Origin of the sequence: Solirubrobacter soli DSM 22325, from assembly GCF_000423665.1 — a bacterium.
Lineage (GTDB): Bacteria > Actinomycetota > Thermoleophilia > Solirubrobacterales > Solirubrobacteraceae > Solirubrobacter > Solirubrobacter soli.
This window is the reverse complement of record NZ_KE384069.1, coordinates 146,134-172,536: the sequence shown is the minus strand read 5'-3', so window position 1 is coordinate 172,536 and position 26,403 is coordinate 146,134. Positions and strand designations below refer to the sequence as shown.

Below are 26,403 nucleotides of genomic sequence, written 5' to 3'. Positions count from 1 at the left end.
CCGGAAAGTGGCTGGCGATTTTCACCGGCGAGTGGCTCTGGCGTCACGGAGCGCGCGCAAGTGTACTTACGCACATGCCGGATCTCAGGGTCTCGATCGTCGCGGACGATCTGACCGGCGCCTGCGACGCCGCCGTGGGCTTCACGCAAGCGGGCTTCACCGCCGACGTGGTGCTGGCGGGCGGCGAGCCCACCGCCGGGGTCGACGTCCTCGCGATCGACGTGCGGACGCGCCACCTGCCCGCCGCCGAGGCGGCACGGCGGACCGGCGAGTGGATCGGCGCCCTGCGCGGCACGCCGCTTCTGATCAAGAAGTTCGACTCGACGTTGCGCGGGAACGTCCGCGCCGAGCTGCACGCCGCGCTCGCGGCCAGTGGGCGCCGGGCCGCGCTCGTCGCGCCCGCCTTCCCGCTCTACGGCCGCACCACCGTCGGCGGGGTGCAGCGGCTCGAGGGCATCCCGGTCCACGAGGGGTTCGCCGGTGCCGACCCGGTCTCCCCCGCCCGGACCTCGGACCTGCTCGACCTGCTCGGCGCGACGCTGTTGCCCCGCGACGCGCTGGGCGACGCGGCGCGGCTGCTCGAGCGCGGCGGCTTCGTGGTCGCCGACGCCGAGACCGACGACGACCTCGACCTGCTCGTCCGCACCGCGCCGCAGGACGTCCTGTGGGCGGGCTCGACCGGCCTCACCCAGGCGTTCGGCCGCGTGCTGCGCGGGCCGCGACGCCGCTCGCGACGCCCGTCGGCCCGCCGCGTGGTCGTCGCCGTCGGCAGCCTCAACCCGCGCACCCGCCACCAGCTCACGCGCCTGCGCGAGCACGGCGACCCGCGGGTGACGATCGTCGCGTCGCCCGAGCACGGCGCCCAGGACCCGCTCGCGGTCGCCGAGGAGCTCGGCACGGCCGTGCTGGCCGCGGTCCGCGCCGGCGCCGACGCCGTCGTCCTGACCGGGGGCGACACGGCCGCCGCCGCGCTGAACGCGCTCGAGACCACCGGCTTCGCCGTCCTCGGCGAGGTCGAGCCGGGCATCCCGGTCGGCCTGCTGCGCGGCGGCCACGCGATCCCGGCGGTCACCAAGGCCGGCGGCTTCGGCTCCGACGACGCGCTCACGGCGAGCGTGGCCGCTCTTCTCGGAGCGGCCGCGTGATGCGCCCCCGGATCGCCGTGACGATGGGCGATCCGGCCGGGGTCGGGCCCGAGATCGTCGCCAAGCTGTTCGCCGGAGGGGTCGACGACGCGTTCGTGATCGGCGACGAGCGTACGCTGCGCGCCGCCGGCCTCGCGCGCGAGGTCGGAGTGGCTCAGGTCGGCGACCCCCTCGACGGCATCGTGCCCGGGCGCCTCGACGCCCGCGCGGGAGCGGCCGCGTACGCCTACCTCACGCACGCGATCGGCCTCGCGCAGGCCGGCGAGATCGACGCGATCGTCACCGCGCCGATCAACAAGGAGTCGCTGTCGCTGGCGGGCGCGGCGCACCTCGACCACACGACCGCGCTGGCCGACCTCACGGGCACGCCGGACGCCGTGATGATGCTCGCCGACGGTGACTTCCGGGTCGCGCTCGTGACCGTGCACGTCTCGCTGCGCAGCGCGCTGGACCTGATCACCACCGAGCGGATCCTGCGCACGGTGGTCACCGTCGACCGCGAGCTGAGGCGGTTCGCGCTCGACGCGCCCCGCATCGCGGTCGCCGGCCTGAACCCGCACGCGGGCGAGGGCGGGCTGTTCGGGGACGAGGAGACCACGACGGTCGCGCCCGCCGTCGCCGCCGCACGTGAGCTCGGTATCGACGCCCACGGCCCGTTCCCGCCGGACACGATCTTCTGGCGCGCCCACCAAGGCGAGTTCGACGTGGTGATCGCGCTCTACCACGACCAGGGCCTGATCCCGCTCAAGATGGTCGGCTTCGAGAAGGGCGTGAACGTCACGCTCGGGCTGCCGTTCATCCGCACGAGCGTCGATCACGGCACGGCGTTCGACCTCGCCGGAAAGGGCACCGCGTCAGCGGCCAGCCTCGGCGCCGCCTACGAGCTGGCGCGCGCGTACGCGGCGCGCGCACGGAGGACCACTTGACGCGCTTCGTGTTCATGCTCACCCACGGCGACGCGACCGTGGCGGGCGCGGCGGAGGTCTGCCGCGAGCTCGCGCCGCTGGACATCCCCGTCGTCGGCTTCAAGGACGTCGGGCTGCCCCCGCAGCGACTCAAAGAGCTCGTCGCGATCCTGCGCGAGCAGGACCGCGAGATCGCGCTGGAGGTCGTCAACCCCGACCCGCGCGCCGAGCTTGAAGCGATCGAGCTCGGCGTCGAGCTGGGCGTCGACCTGCTCCTCGGCGGCACGCAGTTGCAGGCCGCGCTCGAGGTGATCGGCGACGCCGAGATCCGCTACTGCCCGTTCCCGGGCACGATCGTCGGCCACCCGAGCGTGCTCGAAGGGACCCACGACGAGATCGTCGCCCACGCGCTCGAGCTGGCCGCCAACGACCGCGTGTGGGGCCTGGACCTGCTCGCCTACCGCTTCGCGGGCGACGCCGACGCGCTGATGCGCGAGACGGTGGCGGCCGTGGGCAAGCCGGTGATCGTCGCCGGCAGCGTCGCCGACACCGAGCGGATCGCGAAGATCGTCGCCGCCGGTGCCTGGGGCTTCACGGTCGGCAGCGCCGCCTTCGACGGCCTGTTCGTACCCGGCGCCCCGCTGCTTGACCAGTTGCACGCAGTGATCGAAGCCACCGCAGCGACCCCGAAGGAGGTTTGACCGTGTCCGCCGACCACAACCTCGAGCGCTACGGCTACCAGCAGCAGCTGGGCCGCAGCCTGTCGAGCTTCACCTCGTTCGCCGTCGGGTTCTCGTTCATCTCGATCACGTCCGGCATCTTCGCGTCGTACGGGTTCGCGCTGAACAACTCCGGCCCGCGCGGCATCTGGCTCTGGATCCTCGCCGGGATCGGCCAGATCCTCGTCGCGCTCATCTTCATGCAGTTCGCCGCGCGGATCCCGATCGCGGGCTACTCCTACCAGTGGGCGTCGCGGCTGCTCAATCCACGCGTCGGCTGGGGGTTCGGGTGGCTCAGCTACGCGTTCCTGGCCGTCGTGGTGGTGGCCGTCGACTACGGCTTCGCCACGCAGGCGTTCATGCCGCTGTTCGGGATCGCCCCGAGCGTCGGCAACGCGCAGCTGGTCACCGTCTGCACGCTGGCCGCGCAGGCGCTGCTGATCGTCGTCTCGACCCGCGCGACCGCGCTGATCAACGGCTCCGCCGTGGGCGCCGAGATCATCGGCATGCTCGGCCTCACGGTCGTCCTGCTGGTCGCCGCGCTGGTGACCGGCGACGGCAGTGTCTCGAACCTCACCTCGACCGGCACGATCGACGGCGGCGCGGGCTACTGGGCCTACAACGGCCCGTTCTTCCTCGCCACGCTGGTCGGCGCGTACACGATCGTCGGCTTCGAGTCCGCCGCCAACCTCGCCGAGGAGACCGAGGAGCCGACCAAGGTCGTCCCGATGGCGATGCTGCGCGCCGTGACGGTCTCGGTCGTCGTCGGGCTCGTGTTCCTGATCGCGCTGACGATCGCGATGACCGACGTCAAAGCCACCACCGGGTCACCCGCGCCGGTCAGCTTCATCATGGAGGACCAGCTCGGCTCGACGATCAAGGACCTGTTCCTGGTCGTCGTCAACGTCGCGATCTTCGCCAACGGCCTGATCATCATGATGTCCGGCTCGCGGCTGGTGTTCGCGATGTCGCGCGACAGGCGCTTCCCGGGCTTCCAGCTGTTCGGCCGCGTGACCCACAGCACGTCGACTCCCGCCTGGGCGGTCGCGCTGATCATGGTCGGCGGCGTCATCTTCACCCTCGTGTTCAGCACCGACGCGCTGTTCAAGCTCTTCACGGCCGGCTCGATCCTGCCCGCGCTGATCTACCTCGCGACGGTGCTGATGTACCTCAAGGTGCGGCCGAAGCTGAAGCTGATCCCGGCGACGTTCTCGCTCGGGCGCTGGGAGCCGTTCGTCGTGGCCGGGGCGCTGCTGTGGCTGATCTTCGAGCTCACCGTGCTGCTGTTCCCGAGCCAGTTCTGGGACGCGGTGAAGCTCGTGATCGTGCTGGTCGCGATCGGCGGCGTGACGTTCCTCGGCTTCCGGATCTTCTCGCCGGACGCGCTCGACGACATGCCGGAGTCCGCGCTGGGCGAGGTCGAGGCGCCAGAGCCGGTCCACGCATGACAGACGTCATCGTCGTCGGGTCAGGGCCGGCGGGCTGCGCGCTTGCCGGCTCGCTGGCCGCCTCCGGGGCCGCCGTGACGCTGCTCGAGGCCGGGCCGGACCTCGGCCCGCGGGACTCCGGTCGCTGGGACGCCGACCTGCTCGACGCGGCGGCGCTGAGCGCCAGCTACGACTGGGGCTATGTCAGCGAGGACGGGCGGGTGCCGTTCGAGCGCGCCCGCGTGCTCGGCGGGTGCTCCTCGCACAACGGCTGCGCGGCGATCTGGGGCGCTCGCACGGACTACGACGGCTGGGGCATCCCGGGTTGGGCGACGAGCGACCTCCTCCCCCACTTCGAAGCCGTCATGCGAGCGTTCCGCGTCACCACGCCCGACGACATCACGCCGTTCCAGGCCGAGTGCATCGCCGCGGCGAACGCCGTAGGGATCGCCTCCACCGACGACCTCAACGATCTCGACGAACACGAGGCGATCGGGATCTCTCCCGTGAACATCGTCGACGGAGTCCGCTACAACGCCGCGTTCGCGTTCCTGGACCGCTCGAAGCTGACCGTGATCGGCGACGCGGAGGTGGAGCGGGTCCTGTTCGACGGCCACCGTGCCGTGGGGGTCACGGCCGCCGGCCGCGAGTACCGCGCCGACCACGTGGTGCTCGCGGCCGGCACATACGAGTCGCCCGCGATCCTGCTGCGCTCCGGCGTGGGACCGCACGGCCGCGTGCTCGACCTGCCCGTCGGCGAGAACCTGCACGACCACCCCGCGTATGTCATCGGCTTCGCCGGCACCCCGGAGCTGGAGCGCGCGCACGCAGAACGGACCGCGTGGACGCCCGAGGAGCAGTCGATCGCGAAGCTGCGCAGCTCGCACTGCACCGAGGCGTTCGACCTGCACCTCTACCCGATCGGCGGGCCGCATCCGAAGGACCCGTCCGCGTGGCGCTGGGAGCTGCCGGTGGCGTGCATGACCCCGCGCTCACGCGGGACGGTCACGCTCAGGGCCGACGGCACACCGCGGATCGACCACGCGTACCTCAAAGAGGCCCACGATCTGGACGTGCTCGTCGACGGCGTGCGGATCGTGCGCGAGATCGCGGCGCGGATGCCGAGGCTCGGTCCCGAGTTGGGGGCCCACGATGACCTGCGCGGGGCGATCCGGCGCGAGGTCGTGCACTACTACCACCCGGTCGGCACCTGCGCGCTCGGGACCGTCACAAACGAGAACGGCGCCGTGATCGGCGCCGAAGGTCTCTACGTTGCGGACTGCAGCATCATCCCGACCATCCCGCGGGCGAACACGAACGTGCCCGCCGCGGTCGTGGGCCTCCGCATCGCGGAGGCGCTCATCGAGGTCGGATGATCGGGGTGGGGCGGAGGGGCTGCCCTGCCTCGTTTACTCGGCGGCGGCCGGTAGAACCGAGATCACTCGGCCCTTGCGGCCTTCCTTGAAGTCCACGATGCCCGGGGACGCCGCGTAGATCGTGTCGTCCTTGCCGATGCCGACGCCGTTGCCCGGCTTGAACTTGGTGCCGCGCTGGCGCACGATGATCTCGCCGCCGGTCACGGTCTGCCCGGCGAAGACCTTCACGCCGAGGCGCTTGGCGTTGGAGTCGCGGCCGTTGCGGGAGGAGCCGAGGCCCTTCTTATGTGCCATGAGTCTTCGCCCTAGCCCTTGATGGAAGTGATCTTGATCCGCGTCAGTTCCTGACGGTGACCCGTCCGGCGCTTGTAGCCGCGCTTGGGCTTGAACTTGAAGACACGGAGCTTGGGGCCGCGCACGTGCTCGACGATCTCCGCCTTGACGGCCGCGGACGAGAGCTTGTCCCCCTCGAAGACGGCATCGCCGTCGCCGGCCAGCAGCAACGGCTGGAGATCCACGGTCGCGCCGACGTCGTCGGGCAGACGCTCGATGAGGAGGGTCTGGCCCTCGGTGACGGAATACTGCTTTCCGCCGGTCTTGATGACTGCGTAGGACATGTTCGAAAGAGAGGCCTAGTCGGAAATCTCAGCGTCGGCCTGAGCCTTCGCGCGCGAACGGCGCCGTCCACCTCTACGGCCACGGCGCCGGGGGCGAGAGGATAGCGCGTCGTCGCCGTCTTCCTCCTCGTCGTCTCCCTCGAGGTCCTCTTCGACCGCTTCGGGCTCGGGCTCAGGGGCGGGCTTGGCGCGCCGCTTGCGGGCGGGCTTGGGCGCCGGCGTCTCCTCCTCGACGGCGGCCTCAGCGGCCTCGACCGGCGCCTCGGCGGCCGCGGGGCGCTTGCGCGCGCGGCCCTTCGGCTTCGGCGTGGGCTCGGCCTCGGCCTCGGGCGTCTCATCCTCGACCGCGGCGGGGCGCTTGCGGACGCGGCCCTTGGGCTTGGGCGCCGGCTCGTCCTCCTCGACGACGACGGGCGCGGCGGCCACGACCTCGGCGGCATCCGGGTCTTCGGAGCGCCGCCGGCGGCGCGGGCGCTTGCGCGGCGAGCCGTCGGCCTCCTCGACGACGCCCGGCGCGGTGCTGGCCGCCAGGGGCGTCTCGTCGGCCAGCGTCTCGGTGGCCTCGCGGCGCCTGGCGGCGGTCTTCTTGGCCGCGGTCCGGCGGGCGCCGGCGCGCGCCTTCTCGCGCGCGGCGGCCCGTTCCTTCGCCGCCTCCTCGGCCGCGTCGGCGTCTGCGCCGACCAGCACCGCGCGGGCGATCGTGCGGCCCGCCTCCTCGATCCGGACGAGCTTCTTCTCGCCCACGAAGGCGATGCCGTTGACGACGTCGATCAGGTAGCCGTCGACCTTGGCCACCGCGTCGTCGTCGTTGTACATGTGCGGCTCGACGAGGGTCACGTGGACCTCCTCGCCCGCGCGGAACGGGACCGCGTGCTCTTCGATCTCGGTCCGCGTGCCCTCCATCGTCACCGCGAAGTGGTCCAGCGGCAGGCCGTCGGAGCCTTCGAAGTGGAAGAACTTGCCCGTCTCTTCCTCGAGCGCGTGCAGCTCGCGCGCGCCGTCGGCGATGAACCAGGCCGTGACCTTCGGGTTGATCCGCAGCAGGTAGGCCTCGGGGGCGCGGTCGCCCTCCTCGCGCACCATGTGGCGCAGGTGGCGCGCGAACTCGATCGCGATCGTCTCCTCGGACTTGACCACGCCCTCGCCCGAGCACACCGGGCACGGCTTGGTCATGATCTCGCGCACGCCGTCGGTGACGTTCTGGCGCGTCATCTCGACCAGGCCGAGCGGCGAGATCTCGACCACGAACGTCTTCGTTCGGTCCTCGTCGAGCGCCTTGCGCAGCACCTTGAGCACCGCGTCGCGGTTGCGCGAGCGGGCCATGTCGATGAAGTCGATGACGATGATGCCGCCGATGTCGCGCAGGCGCAGCTGGCGCACGGCCTCCTCGGCGGCCTCGAGGTTCGTCTTGGTGATCGTGTCCTCGAGGCGGGCGGACTTGCCCTTGCCGGTGAAGGAGCCCGTGTTGACGTCGATGACCGTCAGCGCCTCGGCGTAGTCGATCACCAGGTAGCCGCCCGACGGCAGGTCCACCCGCCGCTCGAGCATGCCGTTGATCACCGGGTCGACGCCGTAGGCCTCGAACAGCGGGTCCTCGCCCTCGTAGAGCTCGACGCGGTCGACGAGCTCGGGCGCGGTGCGGGTGAAGAACGACACGAGCCGGTGGTACTGGCCCTCGTCGTCGACGATCGCCCGCTCGAAGTGCTCGGAGAAGATGTCGCGTACGACGCGGACCGAGAGATCCGCCTCCTGGAAGACGAGCGCGGGCGCGGTGGTCTCGCGCACACGCTTCTCGAGGACCTCGTTGAGCTTGAACAGGTACTGCAGCTCGCGCTCGAAATCCGCACGCGTGGCGCCGTGGGCTGCCGTACGGATGATCGCGCCGCCGCCGCCCAGATCGAGCTGCTTGGCCTCCTTGCGGAGCCGGTCACGCTCCTTGTCCTCCAGGCGCCGCGAGACGCCGACGCCCTCGCCGGTGGGCGCGTAGACCATGTAGCGGCCGGCGATCGTGAGCTCCATGCTCAGGCGCGCGCCCTTGGTCTTCAACGGATCCTTGACGACCTGGACGACGATCTCCTGCCCTGGCTTGAGCAGGTCGGTGATGCGGGGCCCGTTGCCGCGGCCGCGCTTGGCCTGCTCGACGCCCGGCAGCACGATCTCGTCGACGTGCAGGAAGCCGTTCTTGTCGAGCCCGATGTCGACGAAGGCGGCCTCGAGGCCGGCGAGCACGTTGTCGACTCGGCCCTTGTAGATGTTGCCGACGATCGAGCGTCCGCCGCGGCGCTCGAAGTAGATCTCCGCTACGCGGTAGCCGGCGGGGACTTCGTTGCGCCGGCCGCGGCCACGTGAGCGCGGGCGGGATTTGGACGGGGCGGCCGGATCACCGGACGCCTCCAGCATGGCGACGCGCGTCTCTCCGCGGTCCACCGTGACGAGAACTTGTTTTCTCAAAGGACAACCTCATTGGAATACGTTCCCCCTGCCCTTGCGGTCCGCCGTGTCGCGCGCATGCGCGTTGATGGAGTGCAATAGGCCGAGGGCGATGAAAGTGGTGAGCATCGACGAGCCGCCGAAACTCAGCAGTGGGGCCGTCACGCCTGTGATGGGCATGATCCCCACATTCATCCCGATGCTCACGAAAAGCTGGAACAGCAGCATCACGGCGATGCCGCCGGCGATCAGCGCTCCGAAGAGGTTCTTCGCGATCGTCAGGATGTGAAGCGCGCGCCAGATCAACAGCGCGTACAGCGATAGGACCAGCGCGCAGCCGGCGAATCCGTAGGTCTCGCCGACCACCGCATAGACGAAGTCCGTCTGGTGTTCGGGCAGGAAGTCCAGGCCGGTCTGCGTGGCGTTCTCGACGCCCCGGCCCGTCTTCTCCCCCGCCCCGATCGCGATCTTCGCCTGCTGTTGCTGATAGCCGGCGTCGCTCGGGTCCGCGGACGGATGCAAAAAGGCGGTGAGTCGCGACACCTGGTACGGCTTGAGGACCTCCACGCCGAGCTTCGGCGCGGCCACGAGCACGAACGTCAGGCTCACCGCAAACAGCGTGAACAGCGCGACGAAGTGGCGCCACGGCGCCCCCGCCACGAAGAGGATCGCAACGATGCCGAACACGTACACCGAGGCCGACCCGAGGTCGGGCTCGGCCATGACGAGCATCGTCGGGGCCAGGCCGAGCAGCATGATGCGGGCCGTGGTCTGGCGCCCCATCTCGCGCATCCGCTCGACGAGGAACCCTGAGAGCGATACGACGAGCAGCACCTTGCCGATCTCCGAGGGCTGCAGATTGAAGCCCGGCAGGGGGATCCACGATTTGGCGCCGCGCGTCGCAGCGGCCAGCGCGAGCACGCCGACCAGCGAGATGTTCAGCACCGCGTAGATCGGATACCGCAACTCGCGCAGCCGCGAGTAGTCCAACCGCGAGACGCCGTACATCAGGATCAGGCCGATGACGGCGTAGATCCCCTGGCGCTTGACGAAGTAGGTCGGATCGGTCGCGATGTCGTCCTTGGTCGCGCCCTTGAGCACGATCAGCGAACACGCGACCAGGCCGAGCGAGGCCAGGAGCAGGAGCGGGTCCAGGCGCAGGCGCCATTCCCGCGGAACCAGCGGGGGCGGCGGCTCGGAGGCCGGTTGGATCTTGGACGTGGCGCTCAATTGCTCTGGTCCGAGCCGGCTTTGAACTCGGTGTCCTTCACATCGAACCACTGCGAGAGGATCAGGCGCGCCGCGGGTGCCGCAGTTTCCGCACCGAATCCTCCGCGTTCGACGGTCACGACGACCACGATCGGCTTGTCGCCGTCCTTGACGAAGCACGCATACCAGGACTGATCCGGGTTCGGCGGGCGCTCGACGGTGCCGGTCTTGCCGTAGATCTTGTACTCCTTCGGCCAGCCCTTGAAGACGTCGGCGGAGGTGCCGTTCTCCTCGGTGGCGGCGCGATGGAGGCCGTCGAGGACGACGGCGCGATCGGCCGGGTCGATCTTGATCTTGCGCTTGGGCTTGGCCGAGAGCTCCTGGATCGGCACGCCGTTGCCGTCCTCGATCGCCTGGCCGAGGTGCGGCCGGACGATCGTCCCGCCGTTGGCGAGCGCGGAGTAGGCGACCGCGACCTGCAGCGGCGTCGCCTGCAGGTCACCCTGGCCGACGGCCAGGTTCACGTTGTCGCCCGTGGTCCAGCTGCGCTCGACCCCGCCGCACTTGTACAGCGCGTCGACGGTCTGGTACTGGAGGTGGTTCTTGTCGGCGCACGCCTTGTACTTGGCGAACGCCGTGTTGCGCCATTGGCTGTCCGGCACCAGGCCGGCGGCCTCGCCGCCGGTGTCGATGCCGGTGGTGTGGCCGAAGCCGAGCTTGGACGCCCAGCGCTGGATCGCCCGGTTCTTGCTGTTGGCCTGCTCGCCGAGGCGATAGAAGAAGACGTCCGAGGAGACCTTCAGGGCGTCGGACATGTCGATCGAGCCGAAGCTCGCGCCCTTGGCGTTCTGGTACTTCTGCGGGCCGAGCTCGTAGTGGCCGTCGTCGACGACCTTGGTCGTGCGGCCGATCAGGCCCGCGTCGAGCGCGGCCAGCGCGGTGATCGGCTTGAACGTCGAGCCGATCGGATAGGCGGAGTCGGTCGCGCGGTTCAGCAGCGGCTCGCCCGTCGCCTTGGAGGTCAGCGAGTCCCAGATCTTCTCGGTGAACGGGCGCGCGAACACCGTCGCGTCGAAGCCGGGCTTGGAGCCCATCGCGAGGATCGAGCCGTCGCGCGGGTCCATCGCCACGTACGCGCCGGCGCGGGCGCCGAAGTGCGAGGCCTGGATCGCGCGCTCGAGCGCGTCGTCGCCGGCCTTCTGCAGGTTGTAGTCGAGCGTCAGCTTCAGCCGCTGGCCCTGCTTGGGCTCGCGCACGGACGAGAGCTTCTGGTCGTCGCGGCGCCCGAGCGCGTCGACGACGACGCGCTGGTAGCCGTCGGTGCCGCGCAGGTACTTGTCGTAGCGCTTCTCGAGCCCGCTCTGGCCGATCCGCGTGCCCTGGGCGACGCCCGCGTACTCCTTCTGCTTGAGCTGCTCGGGCCCGATCTCGAACACGCGCCCGAAGATCTGCGACGCGAGCTCCTTCTCCGGATAGCGGCGCAGGTAGCGCTCCTCGACGACGACGCCCTTGAACTCCTCCGCGTACTCGCGCATGTAGTTGAACTGCGCGCGCGGCACGTCGGTGCGGATCGTGACGTTGGAGTACGGCGCGTCGGCGATGCCGCGGATCACGCGCTTGTGGATCGTCGCCGGCGAGATCTGCAGCACGTGCCCCATGCGCTTGTAGAGCGCGATCAGGTCGGTCTCGGTCGGCCGCACGGTCGGCACGGGGACGGGGCGGGCGGTCTTGGCCTGCTTCTTGAGCGAGGCCAGCTCGCGCTTCTCGGACTTGGAGTCCTTCTTGCCGTCGTCCTTGAGCTGGCGCCGGAAGGCGTCGTAGCTGTCCTGTGCCTTGAGGCGGTCGGTCTCGGCCGCGACGAGGTTCTTGCGGTAGGAGTCGGCGTCCTCGCGCACGCTGTCCGGGAGCTGGCTCGGGACCATCTGGACGACCGCCGCCGCCTTGGTGCGGACGAGCTTGACGTTGTTGCGGTCGACGATGTCGCCGCGCGGCGCCTCGATGCGGACCTTGCGGACGCGGTTGTCGCGCGCCTGGGTGACCGCTTCCTGCCCCGTCAGCACCTGCAGGTACCAGAGGCGGAAGAAGACGATCCCGAACAGCACGAACGCGATGCCGCCGAGCACGGCGACACGCCACGCCAGCTGGGGCGTGATCGGGCGGACGCGTTCTTCGACTCGTTGTGGCACTGGCTAGGCGCGGGAGATCGGGCTCAGCCCGCCGGTCGTGTAGGCCCGGCGCCGGCGACGGCGCGGGTCCTCGGGCAGGAAGGGCAGCAGCGCTCGGCGCATGATCGCGTACACGGGCAGCGCAAGCAGCGTATTGAGCACGACGGTCAGCAGGATCTCGCGCAACAGCAGCAGCGAGACGGGCGCCTGGACGCCGAGCAGGAACTGCAGCAGCGTGAAGCCGATCGCGGAGATGAACGTCGCCGCGGCGCCGACCGCGACCGGGGCGAGCCCGTGGGCGGGGTCGCGCAGCTCACGGACCCGGCCGGTGCCGTAGCCGACGGCGGTGAACACGAGCGAGCTGACGCCGAGCGTCTGGTAGAGCGAGACGTCGATGAACAGGCCCAGGCAGAAGCCGAACACGGCGCCGGTCATCGAGCCGGCGATGAACCCGCACGCGGCGACCATCAGCGGCGTCAGGTCCGCCGGAACGCCGAAGATCGTCACCTGCGAGACGACGCTGAGCTGGATCAGGCCGCCGATCAGGCCGAGCAGGGCCAGGCGGATGACGGATGCGCTGGTGATCGTCACTTCGCGTCCAGGTCGGCGTGCGGTTCGGTCAGCACCTGAACCTTGTCCACGCGCTTGAGGTCGGCGGCGGGCTTGATGTGGATGCGGCGGTCGAGCTCGCCGTCGCCGATCTCGATCCGGTCCACGCTGCCGATCGGGATCGACGGCGGGTAGCGCGACTCGAGCCGGCTGGAGATCGTCCCCGCGGTATAGACGAGCTCGCCCTTCTTCACCTTGGTCGCGTTGTCGACGAACTTGAACAGCAGGTCGCCGGGCGCGCCGACGGCGGGCACGACGCTGCCGGGCTCCTGCGAGACGCTCGTGATGCCGCCGGTGGCGAACTCCGGGTCGGTGATCAGCGTCACGACCGCGCCCCCGCCCCAGGCGGTCTCGACCTTGCCGACGAGGCCGGCGCCGTTGATGACCGGGTCGCCTTCCTTGATGCCGTCGCTGGTGCCCTTGTTGATCTGCAGGCTCTGGTACCAGCTCGACGGCGAATGCAGGTAGACACGGGCGTCGACGGGGCCGTAGCGGTTCATCCCGCCCGTCGTGTCGATCGTGTTGATCGCCCCCTGCTGCTGCGCCTCGCGGAGCGCGTTGCGGGTCGCGGCCAGCTCGTTGCGGTAGGCGTCGCGCTGCGCGATCGCCTTGTCGCGCTGACCCTTGGCGTCGATCGTGTCCCCGAACCAGCCGAACAGGTCGCGGAACGGCTTGAGCACGCGGCTCGCGCCCTCCTGGATCGGGCTCAAGGCGCCGAGCGCTCCGCGCTGCGCGGAATGGAGGCTGCCGTTCTGGCCTTCCCCGAAATAGGCGGTGAGGAGGATCAGCGAGGCCGCGACGAGCACGACCAGCACTGCGCGACGGCGTCTAACCGCTCTGTCGTGCATGCGTCCAAGCTAGCGACGTGGGCGTCGGTTGCGGTTGTTGGAGCGGTTGGACTTATGGATCGCCTCGAACTCCTCGAGGCTTCGTCCGCTCCCCACCGCGACGCACGTCAACGGAGACTCGGCGCGGTGCGCCGGCATCTGGGTCTCTTCGCGGAGACGCTCGTCCAAGCCTTGCAGCAGGCTGCCGCCGCCGGCCAGCATGATCCCGCGGTCCATGATGTCGGACGCGAGCTCAGGGGGCGTGCGGTCGAGTGTCTCCTTGATCGAGTCGATGATCTGCACGAGCGGCTCTTCGAGCGCCGCGCGCACCTCCTCGGAGGTGAGGACCACCGTCTTCGGCAACCCGGAGACGAGGTCGCGGCCGCGGATCTCAGCCTGGACCTCCTCCTCGAGCGGGTATGCCGAGCCGATCTCGAGCTTGACTTCCTCGGCCGTCTGCTGGCCGATCAGGAGCTTGTACTCCTTCTTGACGTAATTGATGATCGACTCGTCGAGCTCGTCGCCACCGACGCGGATGCTCTGGCTGACGACGATGCCGCCGAGGGAGATCACGGCGACCTCCGACGTGCCGCCGCCGATGTCGACCACCATGTTGCCGGTGGGCTCGCCGACCGGCAGGCCGGCGCCGATCGCGGCCGCCATCGGCTCCTCGATCAGGTAGGCCTGGCGCGCGCCCGCGCTCAGACAGGCCTCTTCCACCGCGCGCTTCTCGACCCCGGTGACCCCGGACGGGACGCAGACCACGACCCGCGGGTGCGCCCAGCGGTTCTGGTGCACCTTCTGGATGAAGTGGCGCAGCATCTCCTCGGTCACGTCGAAGTCGGCGATCACGCCGTCCTTCAGCGGCCGGATGGCGCTGATCGTCCCGGGGGTGCGGCCGAGCATGCGCTTGGCCTCGATGCCGACCGCGTGGACCTCGCCGGTGCGGCTGTCGATCGCGACGACGCTCGGCTCCGAGAGCACGATGCCGCGGCCACGCACATAGACGAGCGTGTTCGCGGTCCCAAGATCGACCGCCATATCACGCCCGCCGAAGCCGGTGAGGTACGAGAAGAAGCCCATGCGTTATCGGACCGGACCGCCTTCAGGTTTGAGGGGCCGAGTCGCAGCGAAAGTCTACCGAAGCCCCGTTGGACCGAAATCGCTGCAAAGGGACCGTCATAGCTCGCGCTCGACATCGTCGATCCATTGGCGATGGGCGTCGATGATCCGCTGCGCAAGCCTTGCGTTGAGCCGAAGTGCGGTCGCCCGGCGAGGGAGACCGGCCGCCCGTTCCTCGGCGTCCACGCGCTCGCGTTCGAGCACGTCGAGGTCTTCGCGCAGTGCATTAAGGCTCTTGAGCAATTCCCCCCGATCGGCGTACTCCGAGCCCAAGACGCGCACCACCGCCTCGTTCTGGATGCGCGGGAAGCGGGTCGGCGTGGCCAGCCAGGCCTTCAGCGCCGCGCGGCCGGCGTCGGTGAGCGTGTAGTGCGTGCGGGCGTGGGTGCGGCCGGGCTGCTTGGTCGCCTCGAGGTAGCCGGCGGCCGCGAGGCGCTTGGGCTCGGCGTAGAACTGGCTCTCGGGCGCCTGCCAGTACACGCGGCCCTGGCGCATCATCGTCACCAGGTCGTGCGGGCCGGCGCCGCCCTCCCCCACGAGGGTCAGCACGACATACGAGAAGGGCGTGAGTTTTGACATAGCTCCGTTTCAGAGGTATAAAGCTCCGTATCAGAGTTTACCTTCCTCCCCAGGAGCGCTTCTGAAATGGAACAGATCTGGTTCATCGCGAACTTGGCCGAGGTGCTGGAGGATCGCGAGGACTTCTCGCTCATCCGCATGCACCACCCCGCCGGCGACATGCCGCCCCTGCACGTCCACGAGCTCGAGGACGAGGGCTTCTACGTGTTGAGCGGCTCGCTCACGCTGTGGGTGGGCGACGAGCCGCCGGTGCGGCTCGTCCCCGGCGAGTACGCGCTCGCGCCGCACGGAGTCCCGCACACGTACCGCGCCGGCGATGACGGCGCCGTCGCGCTCGTCACCTCGCTCCCGGGCGAGTTCGCGGCCTTCGTGCGCGAGGTCGGCTCCCCGGCCCTGCGCCCCGAGCTGCCCGTGTTGGATGGCCCGCCCGACGCCGAGCGCCTCGGCCGCATCGCCGCCGCCCACGGCATCACGTTGCTTGGCCCGCCCGGCATGCTGCCGTCGGAGCTCGTCGCTACCGCGTAGGCAGCAGCTCGGGCACGAGGTCGATCAGGCGCTGGAGCGGCAGGCCGACGACGTTGAGGTAGTCGCCCTCGATCCCCGCGACGAGGACGGCGCCGGCGCCTTGGATGGCGTAGCCGCCCGCTCGGCCCTCCCACTCGCCCGTGGCGACGTACCAGTCGAGCAACTCGGGGCCCGCCTCGCGGAAGTGGACCTGGGTGATCTCGGAGGTCACGTGGGCGAGGGCGCCGTCACGGACGACGGCGATCGCGCCGACGACCTCGTGGGTGCGACCGGCCAGGCGCGCGACGTACTCGCGCGCCTGGTCCGCGTCGGCCGGCTTGCCGAGGATGTCCCCGTCGACGGCGACGAGCGTGTCCGCGCCGAGCACGAGCCGCCGCGCGCCGTCGCGTGCGGCCTCACCGGCGACCGCGAGCGCCTTGCGGCGCGCGTTCTCCTCGGCCACGGCGACCGGGTCGCCGTGCTCGACCTCGTCGACGCCCGAGACGACGACCTCGAACGGGATGCCGACCTGGGCAAGGATCGCCCGCCTTTGTGGCGAGCTGCTCGCAAGGACGAGTGCCAAGGTCGGATGATCGGGGTGGGGCGGCGGGGCTGCTTGCCTTGCTATCCCAGCTCGGGGAAGAACAGCCCGGCCTCGCGGATGCCCGACTCGGGCGAGTCGGAGCCGTGGACCATGTTGGTGCCGACGGCGATGGCGAAGTCGCCGCGGATCGAGCCGGTCGTCGCCTCGAGCGGGTTGGTCGCGCCGATCACCTGGCGGGCGGCCTTGATCGCGTCCTCGCCCTCGAAGACGAGCGCGATGATCGGGCCGGAGGTGATGAAGGAGACGAGCTCGCCGAAGAACGGGCGCTCGACGTGCTCGGCGTAGTGCTGCTTGGCCAGGTCCTCGCTCACCGTCATGTGCTTGGCGGCGATGATCTTCAAGCCCTTGCGCTCGAAGCGCGCGATGATCTCACCCGACAGGCCGCGCGCGAACGCGTCCGGCTTGACCAGGATCAGTGTCTTTTCCATGGCGAGCAGTGTGTCAGCGTCGTCTGCGGCGCGACGTCTCGCCCGTGGCGGCCGGCTCGACCTCGGCCTCGGCGAGCTCGGACGGCTTGGCCGCTTCGGCGGCGACCGTCGACTGATCCGTCGTCTGGCGCCGGCGGCGACGCGTGCTCGACGGGGTGGGTGCGCTCGTCTCGGCCTCGCAGAACGGGCAGATGCGCCACGCGGGGTCGATCGGCTTCGAGCACGAGTAGCAGCGCTCCTTGAGCTTGCGCATGCAGCTCGGGCAGCGCAAGTAGTCCGACTGGACCTCGTAGTCGCAGTGCGGGCACAGCGAGTAGTCCAGGCTCGCGAGGCGCGCCTCGGCGGCGGTCATCTCGAGCTCGCGCAGGCGCACGTCGTCGAGGTACTCGGGCGGGCGGACGATCAGATAGACGATCGTCCCGACGAAGGGGAAGAAGGACGCGAGCGTGGCGCAGACGACCAGCAGCGGGTCATCGATGCGGCGACGCGCGTCGGCGAAGGTCCAGAAGATCAGCGCCAGGTAGAGCACGCCGAGGACCAGCAGGGCAACGCTGACGCCGGTGTTCAGCGCGTTGTTCTTGATCCCGAAGATCGCAAGCGTGTCCATGTGTGATGTCAAAGCCTAGTAGGCGGGGCGGCGAAGGCCTTTACAGGAACGCCCGTCCAAACGCATATCCGATGCCGAAAAAGACAAGGATGACGAGAGCTACCACAAACGCGACGAGAGCAATCATCGCGAAGACGCTTGGGCCCCGTTCGTTCACAGAGCGCTCGCCCTTCGTTGGCCGGGTGCACTGAGCAATTCGGCAACCAGGTAGATGGATCCTGTCGCGAGGACCGTTCCGTTCTCACCTGCAAGTTCGCGTGCGCGCGCCACGGCACGCCGCGGGTCGGGCTCGATCTCGGATTCGACGGTCCCGACCTTGCTCGCGAGGTCGGCCAACGTGGAGGGCGGCAGCGCGCGCGGGTTCGGCGCGCGGGTGAAGACGGCGGCGCTCAGGCGCGGCAGCAGCGCGCGCAGCATCGCGGCCGCGTCCTTGTCATCCAGGATGGACAGCACCGCGACGGTGCCCTCGGGGACGGAGCCGGCGAGCGCGGCGATCCCGGGCGCGTTGTGCGCGCCGTCGTAGATCGTCAGCGGGTTGCGACCGACGACCTGCAGGCGCCCGGGAACGCTGATGCGGGCGGCGACCTCGGCGACGCGGGCCGGGTCGAGCGGCGCGCCGAGCAGCGCGGACGCGGCCGCGGAGGCGACCGCGAAGTTGCCGCGCTGGTAGCCGGGCAGCGCGTCGGCGGCGGACGGCGGCGCAACCGCGCGCGGTGACGCGGCGGCCTGCGGCGGCGCGGTGGCCGGCCGCGCGGTGGCGCCGGCCGGGGCCGGGCGGACGATCTTCGCGCCGGTCGCCGCCGCCAGCTCGGCCACCTCGGGGTCGTCGTCGCCGAGCACGAGCGTGGCGCCTTCGCGCACGACCGCGAGCTTCTCGCCCGCGATGTCGCGGATCGTCGGCCCGAGCCAGCGGGTGTGCTCCAACCCCACGTTCGTCAGGACGACCACTTCGGCGCCGAGGACGTTGGTCGCGTCCCAGCGCCCGCCCAGGCCCGCTTCGACGACCGCGACCTCGACCTCGCGCCGGGCGAGCTCGGAGAACGCGGCGGCGGTCAGCAGCTCGAACTGGGTGACCGGCTCGTCGGAGGTGCGGTTGACCTTCGCGGCGGCCGCGGCGGTGCGCTGGATCGCGGCGGCGAAGTCGCGCCCCGAGATGTCGGAGTCGCCGACGCGGATCCGCTCCGCGTAGGAGGTCAGGTGCGGCGAGAGGTAGGACCCGGTCCGCACGCCGTGCGCCTCGAGCAGCGCCGCGGTGAAGCGGACCGTCGAGGACTTGCCGTTGGTGCCGACGACGTGCACCGCGCGGAAGCGCTCCTGCGGCGAGCCGAGCACGGTGAGCAGCCGGCGCATGCGCTCCAGGCCGAAGCGCATGCCGAACAGTTCAAGGGAGAGGAGGTGCTCCTCAGCGCGGGCGAGGTCCCACGTAGTCACGAAAGCTCTTCGAGCTCCTTCTGCAGCTTGGCGAGCTTGTCGCGCTCGCCTTGGACGACCTGCTCGGGCGCCTTGGAGACGAAGCCCTGGTTGGACAGCTTCTTCTCGATCCGGGCGATGTCGGCCTTGATGCGCTCGACGCGCTCGGCCGCGCGCTTGCGCTCGGCCTCCATGTCGACCGCGTCGGACGGCATCACGGCCACGACGCCGCCGGGGACGCCGACGGTCGCCACCGGCTCGTCGCCGTTGGCGGAGAACTCGAAGCGCGCGAGCCGCGCGACGTGCTCGATGACCCGCTCGTAGCCGGGCGCGTCGAGCCGGGCCGGCACGCGTGCGCCGGGCGCGGCGCGGACGCCGTCGCGCCACGTGCGCAGCGCGTTCGTGGCCTCGATCGCCCGCGCGACCTCCGCCTCGACCTCGAGATCGCGCAGCGTCTCATCGGGCTCGGGCCAGCGGTGGCCCATCAGCAGGTCGCCGGCGCCCGGCATCAGCGACCAGATCTCCTCGGTCACGAACGGGATCACCGGGTGCGCCATCTCGAGCGTCTCGGCCAGCACGAACAGGGCGAACTCGGCCGTCGCGGCGTTGTCGTCCTCGTACAGGCGCGGCTTGAGCATCTCGAGGTACCAGTCGCACAGCTCGCCGTAGATGAAGCGGTACAGCACGCGGCTCGCGCGGTGGAACTCGAACGCGGCGATCGCGTCCGAGAACTCCCGCTCGGCGGCCTGCAGGCGCGAGAGGATCCACGTGTCCTCGACGGTCTTCGGCGCCGGCGCCTCAGCCGGCACGGTGACGCCCTCCGGCACGCGCAGCAGCACGAGCCGCGACGCGTTGAAGAGCTTGTTGGCCAGCTGCCGGCCCTCGGCGATCGTGCCCTCGTTGAAGCGCACGTCCTGCGTGGAGGACATCGCGAGCAGGCCGTAGCGGACGGCGTCGGCGCCGTAGGCCGGGAAGTCGCCGCCCTCGGTGAACACGGGCGGGCGCGGGCCGCCGTCGATCAGCATCAGCGGGTCGATCCCGGTGCCGAGCGACTTCGACATCCGGCGGCCGTCAGGCGCCTGGATGACGGAGTGCACGTAGACGTCGTCGAACGGGATGTCCCCGGCGAACTCCAGGCCCAGGAAGACCATGCGGGCGACCCAGAGGAAGAGGATGTCGCGCGCGGTGAGGAGGACGTCCGTGGGATAGAACGCCTTCAGCTCGTCGGTCTGGTCCGGCCAGCCGAGCGTGGCGAAGGGCCAGAGCCCGCTGCTGAACCACGTGTCGAGCACATCGGGATCGCGCTCCCAGCCGGGGCCTTCGGGCGGGTCGATGCCCACGTACGTCTCTTCGCCGCGGTAGTACACGGGGATCTGATGCCCCCACCACAGCTGGCGGGAGATGCACCACGGGCGGATGTTGTTGAGCCACTCGAGGTAGCGGCGGCGCTGGCCCTCGGGGTGGATGCGCACGCGGCCGTCCTCGACCGCGGCGATCGCCGGCCCCGCCAGCTCGTCCATCTTCATGAACCACTGCAGCGAGATCAGCGGCTCGATCCGCTCGCCCGAGCGCTGCGAGTACGGCACCTCGTGCGTGTAGGGCTCGGTGCGGTTGATCCGGCCCTCCTCACGCAGCGCGGCCACGACGGCCTCGCGCGCCTCGAGCGCGGTCATCCCCTCGAACCGGCCGGCGTCGGCCGTCATGCGGCCGTCCTCACCGATCACCGTCAGCTCGTCGAGGCGGTGCTTGCGGCCGATCTCGAAGTCGTTCGGGTCATGCCCCGGTGTGATCTTCAGCGCGCCGGTGCCGAACTCGGGCTTGACGTACTCGTCGGCGATGATCTGCAGGCGGCGCCCGACGATCGGCAGGATCGCGGTCTCCCCCACCAGCCGCGTATAGCGGTCGTCGTCGGGGTGCACGGCGATCGCGGTGTCACCGAGCATCGTCTCCGGGCGGACCGTCGCGACCGTGACCGACCCGTGGCCGGACGCCAGCGGGTAGTCGACGTAGTAGAGCGTGTCGGTCGTCTCGCGGTCCTCGACCTCGAGATCCGAGATCGCCGAGCGGCTGCCCGGGTCCCAGTTGACCATGTAGTTGTCGCGGTAGATCAGGCCCTTCTCGTACAACGCCACGAAGACCTTCAGCACCGCGCGGACGTACCGGTCGTCGAGCGTGAAGCGCTCGTCCTCGTAGTCGCAGCTCGCGCCGAGGCGCTGGTACTGGTCGATGATCGTGTTGCCGTACTGCTCGCGCCAGCGCCACACCCGCTCGATGAACGCCTCGCGCCCGATCTCCTCGCGGCTCGTGCCTTCGCTCTTGAGCAGCCGCTCGACCTGCGTCTGCGTGGCGATGCCCGCGTGGTCGGTGCCCAGGATCCACTTCGTGCGCTTCCCGCGCATGCGGGCGAAGCGGATCAGCGTGTCCTGGATCGATCCATTGAGCGCATGGCCCATGTGCAGCGCGCCGGTGACGTTCGGCGGCGGGATCGCGATCGAGTAGTTGTCGGCCGCGGTGCCCGCGGGTTCCGGGTGGAAGCGCCCGGACTCCAGCCAGCGCGCGAACACGCGCGCTTCGCTCTCGTCCGGGTCATAGCGTGTGCGGTCCTCGAGGCCCATCGGGCGGTGAGTCTAGGACGAGACGACGACCGGCACCCCGGGGGCTAGCACCCGGGCCAGCCGCCGGACCGCGGCGTTGTCGATGCGGATGCAGCCGTGCGAGCGCGCGGAGCCGAGTGGATCGGCGAGACTCGAACCCCCGCGCCCGTGGATCGCGAGCCGTCCCGGCCCGCCGCCATAGTCGTCCAGGACGTCGCTGTGCCCGGTCAGGTGCAGGGCGAACGGGCCGAGGAAGCCGGCCGCGTCGGGTTGGCGCGCCGTCTCGTAGATCGCGAAGCGTCCCTTTGGCGTGGGCGTCGCGGGGGCGCCGATGACGGCCTTGAGGCGTGCGCGTGTCTTGCCGTCGCGCAGGAGCGTGACGGTGCGTTCGGAGAGGTGGACCTCGACGCGCCAGCGGGTTCTGACGAGCCGCACGCGGTCGGCCTTGACCCACCGCGACGCGCCGTTCGGGCGGGTGGGGAGCAGCACGCGCAGCCAGCCGTCGTCGCGTGCCTCGAGGACGAGCAGCCCGACCGGCCCGCCGGTCCAGCGGCCGAGCGGCTCGAGCATGTGCGGCGTGCCCGTGGCGCGGGGTGAGTCCCACGCGGGGGTCCGCGCGACGAGCCGCGCGATCCACGCGCTCGCGCGGGTGGGCGCGGCGGCGACACGCGGCGCGGGCGCGCGCCGCATCGCCGGGTGAGCCGAAATGGTCTGGCCAGGCCAGACGCAGTCGGCGCACCCGGTGCTCGCCGTCGCCGGCGGCGCCGAGGCGAGGGGCGCGAGCACCGTGAGGAGGAGAGCTACGGCGCTCGCGCGCACCTCTATCCCGTCACTCCGCCGCCGGATGCCTGTGCGGGGAGGACGCGGATGCTGGCTGCGTTGTGCCGGGTGCCGCCGTCGCGGCTCGTCACCGCCGCGACGTTCGTGATCACCCCTCTCGCGGTGCGCGCGATCCGCATCGTCACGAAGCCCTCGCGCTGGCCGCTGAAGACGGGGACGACGGCGCACGGGCGGCCGCGGCGATAGACGATCGGCACCGTCGCGCGGACGAACGTCAGCTCCTTCGGGAGCACGTCGCAGACGACCACATCGTGCGCCGGGTCGGTGCCGAGGTTGGTGATGCGGATGCGGAAGCGGACGGTCGAGCCGGCGCGTCGCGTCACGCGCTCGACGGCCCGGCCGGCCGGGGTCATCACCTTCTTGCACACGCGCACGTCGGCGTCCGGGCCCACGACCGTGCCCGGCGTGTCCCCCGGATCCAGCGGCTGACTCGGCTGACGCTCGTCCGGGGTCGGCGTGGGCGAGACGATCGGCGCCACCGTCGGCAGCGGCGTGCGGGTCGGCACGGGCGTCGGCGACGGCGACACGGTCGGGTTCGGCGTTGGCGTGGGCGGAGCGGCGGTCGGCGTGGAGGTCGGCGTCGGCGTCGGGTCCGGCGGCACCGGCGGGCACGGCGTCGGGTCCGGCAGGCACAGGTCCGGCGGGTGCGTGTGGGTCTCACCGGTGTTGCCGGAGATCTGCCCCACCGCGAGCGAGCCGTTGACGTTGCCGCCACTGATCGTCACGGTCGCGCCCGGCGCCAGCACGCTGCCCTGCCAGGACATGTACGGCGGGAGCGAGATCGTGTCTGCGCCCGGGAAGTTCCACAACGTGCCGCGCCGTAGCTCCTCGAGCCCCGGCCGCGTCTCGGGATCGTTGAGCTGCACGAACTGCCCGCTGGCCGCGTCGAAGTAGCGGATCTCGTACATGCCGGCGTTGGCATAGCTGTTGCCGAGGACGTTGACCAACGTCGTCGAGCCCACCGGGACCTTGATGTAGATCGAGTTCGCCTGAGCGAGGACCTGGGTCGTGAGCGTGAAGACGTTGAGTTTCGGGTCGGTGCCGGTGAACTGCAGCCCCGGAGACCCGTCGGTGTGCGCGCCCACGGTGCCGTTCGCCGTCACCTCGGTCGCCCAGAAGTTCGAGCGGACCGCGAGCCCGTCGAACAACGCGCCGACGTCGAACGGCAACGCGGCCTGCGCGAAGTAGGTGGTGTCCTGCGGCCCGCTGAGCGTCCGGCCGTAGGTCGCGCGCCCGTTGTTGAGCCCGCTGTTGACGAAGTCGAGGTCGCGGCCCACCGCGAGGTCGAGGCGCGTCCGGTCGGTCGGCAGGCGCGTCCCGACTCCGAAGCTGGAGACCGACATGTCGCGCCCGACGACCGCGCGTCCCTCGTTCTCCGCCGCGGTCCAGACGACGTCGCCCTTGACGACCATGTCCCACTGCGGCACGTCGCCGAGCGGGAGGTCCATGCATTCGACCTCGTCGGTGTCGTCCTGCGCCGCGACCTCGCGCGGCGCGCTGATCGCCACCACTACCGCCAACAATGCAGCCGCCAACGCCCACCACCGCATGCCGCGCACGTTCGCGCACGGCGGGATGACCCCGGTTCACCCGCGCGGGGTGAGGCGCGCGGCGCGCAACTGCCGGCGCGCCAACAGTGCGCCGGCGAGCGCCGTGGCCGCGTACAGGCCGATCGCGAGCAGGCCGCGGGTCGAGAGCGGCGCGCTGAGCGCGCCGCCGAGCGCCACGTAGGCGACCGTCTTGGGAAGGGCGCCGATCGCGACCGCGGCCGCGAACGCGCGCACCGGCATCGCGGTCAGGCCGGCGGCGTAGTTGAGGACGCCGGCCGGCGTCCCGGGGAGCAGCCGAGCGGTAAGGACGGCGCTGAAGCCGCGCTCGGCGATCCAGCCTCGCCAGTACGTCGCGCGCGGACCGAGCAGCCGGCCGACCGGCGCCGCGCCGGCACCGCGGGCGAGCAGGAAGGCAAGCGTCGCGCCAAGGGTGGCGGCGGCGAGCGTCAGCGCGATCCCGCCGAACACGCCGAAGACGACACCGGCGGCGGTGGCGACGACGTTTCCGGGGAAGAGCACGCACGTCGACACGGCCCCGAAGAGCAGGAACAACACCGGCGCGGACGGACCGGCGGCCCGCGCCCACGCGGCGATCTCCGCGGGTGTCGGAACGCCCACGGTCACCGCCAGCGCCGTCACCAGCACCGCCAGCGCGAGCACGGCGGCGCCCACGCGAACGAGCGCACGGCGACGGGTCGGATCGGCGAGCATCACCGACAAAGAACCCGCACCTGCGTGCGGGTTACCTCGTCAGGCTGATTTCGCGGCCGGCGACGCGGCCTCTTCGGGCGCCTCGGTGACCAGCGTCGGCTTCACGCCGCGCTCGACGGTCTCCTTGGTCACCACGCACTTCTTGACGTCCCGCCGCGACGGCAGCTCGAACTGCACCTCGAGCAGGATCTCCTCGATGATCGAGCGCAGGCCGCGGGCGCCGGTCTCGCGCTCGAGCGCGCGGTCGGCGACGGCCTTCAACGCGTCGGCGCTGAACACGAGCTCGATCGAGTCGAACGCGAAGAAGCGCTGGAACTGCTTGACGATCGCGTTGCGCGGCTCGGTGAGGATCGTGATCAGGTCCTCGCGCGACAGCTGATGCACGGCCGAGGAGACCGGCAGGCGCCCGATGAACTCCGGGATCAGCCCGTACTGCATCAGGTCCTCGGGCAGGCAGCGCTCGAACAGCTCGCCCAGGTCGCGCTCGGCCTTGGACTCGATGTTGGCGCCGAAGCCCACACCCTTGTGGCCGATCCGGCGCTCGATGACCTTGTCGAGGTTGGCGAACGCCCCGCCGCAGATGAACAGGATGTTCGTCGTGTCGATCGTCAGGAACTCCTGGTGCGGGTGCTTGCGCCCGCCCTGCGGGGGCACCGACGCGGTCGTCCCCTCCAGGATCTTCAGGAGCGCCTGCTGGACGCCCTCGCCCGACACGTCGCGCGTGATCGACGGGTTGTCGGCCTTGCGGGCGATCTTGTCGACCTCGTCGATGTAGATGATCCCGGTCTCGGCCTTCTTGACGTCGTAGTCCGCGGCCTGGATCAGCTTCAGGAGGATGTTCTCGACGTCCTCGCCGACGTAACCGGCCTCGGTGAGCGCGGTCGCGTCGGCGATCGCGAACGGGACGTTCAAGATCCTCGCCAGGGTCTGGGCGAGCAGCGTCTTGCCGCAGCCGGTCGGCCCGAGCAGCAGGATGTTGGACTTCTGCAGCTCGATGTCCGAGTCGTCGGACTGCATCATCTGCACGCGCTTGTAGTGGTTGTAGACCGCTACGGAGAGCGTGCGCTTCGCCTGCTCCTGACCCACGACGTACTCGTTGAGGACGCCGTAGATCTCCTTCGGCTTCGGCAGGTTGTCGATGTCGAAGGTCGGCGGAGCGGTGAGTTCCTCATCGATGATCTCGTTGCAGAGGTCGATGCACTCGTCGCAGATGTACACGCCCGGGCCGGCGATCAGCTTCTTGACCTGCCGCTGCGACTTCCCGCAGAAGGAACAGAGGAGTTGCTCGTTGGAATCCGTCGGGCGTGCCATGACCAGCTCAGTGCTCGTGGATCACCCGATCGATGATGCCGTACTCCTTGGCTTCATCGGACGACATGAAGTAGTCCCGTTCGGTATCTGACCGGACCTTCTCGACGTCTTTCCCGCTGTGGTGGGCGATGATCTCGTCGAGCTTGCGGCGCAGATCGATGACCTCACGGGCATGGATCTCGATGTCCGTGGCCTGACCCTGGAATCCCGAGGACACCTGGTGGATCAGGATCTTCGCGTTGGGCAGCGCCATCCGCTTGCCCTTCGCGCCGCCGGCCAGGAGCAGCGCCCCCATCGACATGGCGATGCCGACGCAGATCGTCTGCACGTCCGGCTTGATGAAGTTCATCGTGTCGTAGATCGCCAGGCCCGCGTACACCGACCCGCCGGGCGAGTTGATGTACAGCGAGATGTCCTTGTCCGGATCCTCGGACTCCAGGTGCAGGAGCTGGGCGACGATCAGGTTCGCGATCTGATCATCCACGGGCGTGCCGAGGAAGATGATGCGCTCGTTCAAGAGGCGGCTGTAGATGTCGAACGCACGCTCCCCACGGGAGGTCTGCTCGACAACCATCGGTACGAGTGGGCTCACGGTCCTCGCTTCGTTTCGCTTCGAACGCTCGAATCCTTCAGATGGCTGACGGCCCGCGCCGCACCACTCGGGCGAAGACTAGCAACGGGTCGGGCCCGTCAGACCCGGGTCGTTCGACCAGG

25 protein-coding genes are annotated in these 26,403 nt (G+C 70.4%); 6 read left to right on the top strand and 19 right to left on the bottom strand.

Annotated elements, in window-relative coordinates; all coding sequences use genetic code 11:
* Positions 1-74 precede the first annotated feature (74 nt).
* The 5 genes from G569_RS52885 to G569_RS0130375 are packed head-to-tail and all read left to right on the top strand — an operon-like array spanning position 75 to position 5,572.
* The gene (locus G569_RS52885; protein WP_053227195.1) at positions 75-1,145 is read left to right on the top strand and encodes a four-carbon acid sugar kinase family protein; all 1,071 of its coding nucleotides are present in this window, start codon (positions 75-77) and stop codon (positions 1,143-1,145) included.
* The gene (gene pdxA, locus G569_RS0130390) at positions 1,145-2,071 is read left to right on the top strand and encodes a 4-hydroxythreonine-4-phosphate dehydrogenase PdxA (protein ID WP_028066206.1); all 927 of its coding nucleotides are present in this window, start codon (positions 1,145-1,147) and stop codon (positions 2,069-2,071) included. Before G569_RS52885 ends, pdxA begins: the two co-directional genes overlap by 1 nt.
* The gene (locus G569_RS0130385) at positions 2,068-2,751 is read left to right on the top strand and encodes a hypothetical protein (protein WP_028066205.1); all 684 of its coding nucleotides are present in this window, start codon (positions 2,068-2,070) and stop codon (positions 2,749-2,751) included. The genes pdxA and G569_RS0130385 overlap by 4 nt, the downstream gene beginning before the upstream one ends.
* A gap of 2 nt (positions 2,752-2,753) precedes the next feature.
* A complete protein-coding gene (locus G569_RS52880; protein ID WP_037500302.1) occupies positions 2,754-4,217 on the top strand; it encodes an APC family permease in 1,464 nt (487 codons plus the stop codon).
* On the top strand, positions 4,214-5,572 hold the full coding sequence (locus tag G569_RS0130375; protein WP_028066204.1) for a GMC family oxidoreductase: 1,359 nt from the start codon (positions 4,214-4,216) through the stop codon (positions 5,570-5,572). Before G569_RS52880 ends, G569_RS0130375 begins: the two co-directional genes overlap by 4 nt.
* Before the next feature lie 33 nt (positions 5,573-5,605).
* Here the strand turns inward: G569_RS0130375 and rpmA are convergent, their stop codons facing one another.
* The 9 genes from rpmA to G569_RS59305 all read right to left on the bottom strand — a co-directional run bounded on the left by rpmA (position 5,606) and on the right by G569_RS59305 (position 15,130).
* Entirely contained in the window at positions 5,606-5,866 is a 261-nt protein-coding gene (gene rpmA, locus G569_RS0130370; RefSeq protein ID WP_028066203.1) for a 50S ribosomal protein L27, read from the bottom strand.
* 11 nt (positions 5,867-5,877) lie between these two features.
* Positions 5,878-6,189: a 50S ribosomal protein L21 gene (gene rplU, locus G569_RS0130365; protein ID WP_028066202.1), complete on the bottom strand. Its 312-nt coding sequence runs from the start codon at positions 6,187-6,189 to the stop codon at positions 5,878-5,880.
* A gap of 15 nt (positions 6,190-6,204) precedes the next feature.
* Complete coding sequence (locus G569_RS52875) at positions 6,205-8,616, bottom strand: Rne/Rng family ribonuclease (RefSeq protein WP_245602616.1); 2,412 nt, start codon at positions 8,614-8,616, stop codon at positions 6,205-6,207.
* A gap of 33 nt (positions 8,617-8,649) precedes the next feature.
* Positions 8,650-9,801 (bottom strand): rod shape-determining protein RodA, encoded by a 1,152-nt coding sequence (rodA, locus tag G569_RS0130355; RefSeq protein WP_306765293.1) that lies wholly within the window; start codon positions 9,799-9,801, stop codon positions 8,650-8,652.
* A gap of 44 nt (positions 9,802-9,845) precedes the next feature.
* Positions 9,846-12,014 carry a penicillin-binding transpeptidase domain-containing protein gene (locus tag G569_RS0130350; protein ID WP_084285804.1) on the bottom strand — a complete coding sequence of 723 codons (2,169 nt, stop codon included), beginning with the start codon at positions 12,012-12,014 and terminating at the stop codon, positions 9,846-9,848.
* Positions 12,015-12,017: 3 nt separating this feature from the next.
* The gene (gene mreD, locus G569_RS0130345) at positions 12,018-12,584 is read right to left on the bottom strand and encodes a rod shape-determining protein MreD (RefSeq protein WP_028066199.1); all 567 of its coding nucleotides are present in this window, start codon (positions 12,582-12,584) and stop codon (positions 12,018-12,020) included.
* Positions 12,581-13,450, bottom strand: a complete 870-nt coding sequence (mreC, locus tag G569_RS0130340; RefSeq protein ID WP_084285803.1) for a rod shape-determining protein MreC — start codon at positions 13,448-13,450, stop codon at positions 12,581-12,583. The genes mreD and mreC overlap by 4 nt, the downstream gene beginning before the upstream one ends.
* Positions 13,451-13,459: 9 nt before the next feature.
* Positions 13,460-14,512 carry a rod shape-determining protein gene (locus tag G569_RS0130335; RefSeq protein WP_028066197.1) on the bottom strand — a complete coding sequence of 351 codons (1,053 nt, stop codon included), beginning with the start codon at positions 14,510-14,512 and terminating at the stop codon, positions 13,460-13,462.
* A gap of 96 nt (positions 14,513-14,608) precedes the next feature.
* A complete protein-coding gene (locus tag G569_RS59305) occupies positions 14,609-15,130 on the bottom strand; it encodes a PadR family transcriptional regulator (protein WP_084285802.1) in 522 nt (173 codons plus the stop codon).
* Positions 15,131-15,196: 66 nt separating this feature from the next.
* On the opposite strand from G569_RS59305, the gene G569_RS52865 reads away from it, so the two are divergent.
* A complete protein-coding gene (locus G569_RS52865; RefSeq protein WP_053227193.1) occupies positions 15,197-15,655 on the top strand; it encodes a cupin domain-containing protein in 459 nt (152 codons plus the stop codon).
* Here G569_RS52865 and G569_RS0130320 read toward each other — a convergent pair.
* The 10 genes from G569_RS0130320 to clpP form a co-directional block, all read right to left on the bottom strand.
* Positions 15,645-16,217, bottom strand: coding sequence for a Maf family protein (locus tag G569_RS0130320; protein ID WP_028066196.1), 573 nt, complete (start codon positions 16,215-16,217; stop codon positions 15,645-15,647). The genes G569_RS52865 and G569_RS0130320 overlap by 11 nt on opposite strands.
* 41 nt (positions 16,218-16,258) lie before the next feature.
* The gene (ndk, locus tag G569_RS0130315) at positions 16,259-16,666 is read right to left on the bottom strand and encodes a nucleoside-diphosphate kinase (protein WP_028066195.1); all 408 of its coding nucleotides are present in this window, start codon (positions 16,664-16,666) and stop codon (positions 16,259-16,261) included.
* A gap of 13 nt (positions 16,667-16,679) precedes the next feature.
* A complete protein-coding gene (locus G569_RS52860) occupies positions 16,680-17,273 on the bottom strand; it encodes a zinc ribbon domain-containing protein (RefSeq protein ID WP_064750486.1) in 594 nt (197 codons plus the stop codon).
* Positions 17,274-17,426: 153 nt separating this feature from the next.
* The gene (locus G569_RS52855) at positions 17,427-18,704 is read right to left on the bottom strand and encodes a bifunctional folylpolyglutamate synthase/dihydrofolate synthase (RefSeq protein WP_157592427.1); all 1,278 of its coding nucleotides are present in this window, start codon (positions 18,702-18,704) and stop codon (positions 17,427-17,429) included.
* Positions 18,701-21,298 carry a valine--tRNA ligase gene (locus G569_RS0130295; protein ID WP_028066194.1) on the bottom strand — a complete coding sequence of 866 codons (2,598 nt, stop codon included), beginning with the start codon at positions 21,296-21,298 and terminating at the stop codon, positions 18,701-18,703. The genes G569_RS52855 and G569_RS0130295 overlap by 4 nt, the downstream gene beginning before the upstream one ends.
* Positions 21,299-21,310: 12 nt before the next feature.
* Entirely contained in the window at positions 21,311-21,967 is a 657-nt protein-coding gene (locus G569_RS52850; protein WP_053227191.1) for a L,D-transpeptidase, read from the bottom strand.
* Positions 21,968-22,098: 131 nt separating this feature from the next.
* A complete protein-coding gene (locus G569_RS59300; protein WP_084285798.1) occupies positions 22,099-23,667 on the bottom strand; it encodes a choice-of-anchor A family protein in 1,569 nt (522 codons plus the stop codon).
* Positions 23,668-23,703: 36 nt separating this feature from the next.
* Positions 23,704-24,378: a TVP38/TMEM64 family protein gene (locus G569_RS52840; RefSeq protein ID WP_037500299.1), complete on the bottom strand. Its 675-nt coding sequence runs from the start codon at positions 24,376-24,378 to the stop codon at positions 23,704-23,706.
* Between the two features lie 39 nt (positions 24,379-24,417).
* Entirely contained in the window at positions 24,418-25,689 is a 1,272-nt protein-coding gene (clpX, locus tag G569_RS0130275; RefSeq protein WP_028066193.1) for an ATP-dependent Clp protease ATP-binding subunit ClpX, read from the bottom strand.
* A 7-nt stretch (positions 25,690-25,696) separates the two neighbouring features.
* The gene (gene clpP, locus G569_RS0130270) at positions 25,697-26,281 is read right to left on the bottom strand and encodes an ATP-dependent Clp endopeptidase proteolytic subunit ClpP (RefSeq protein ID WP_028066192.1); all 585 of its coding nucleotides are present in this window, start codon (positions 26,279-26,281) and stop codon (positions 25,697-25,699) included.
* Between the last annotated feature and the right edge of the window lie 122 nt (positions 26,282-26,403).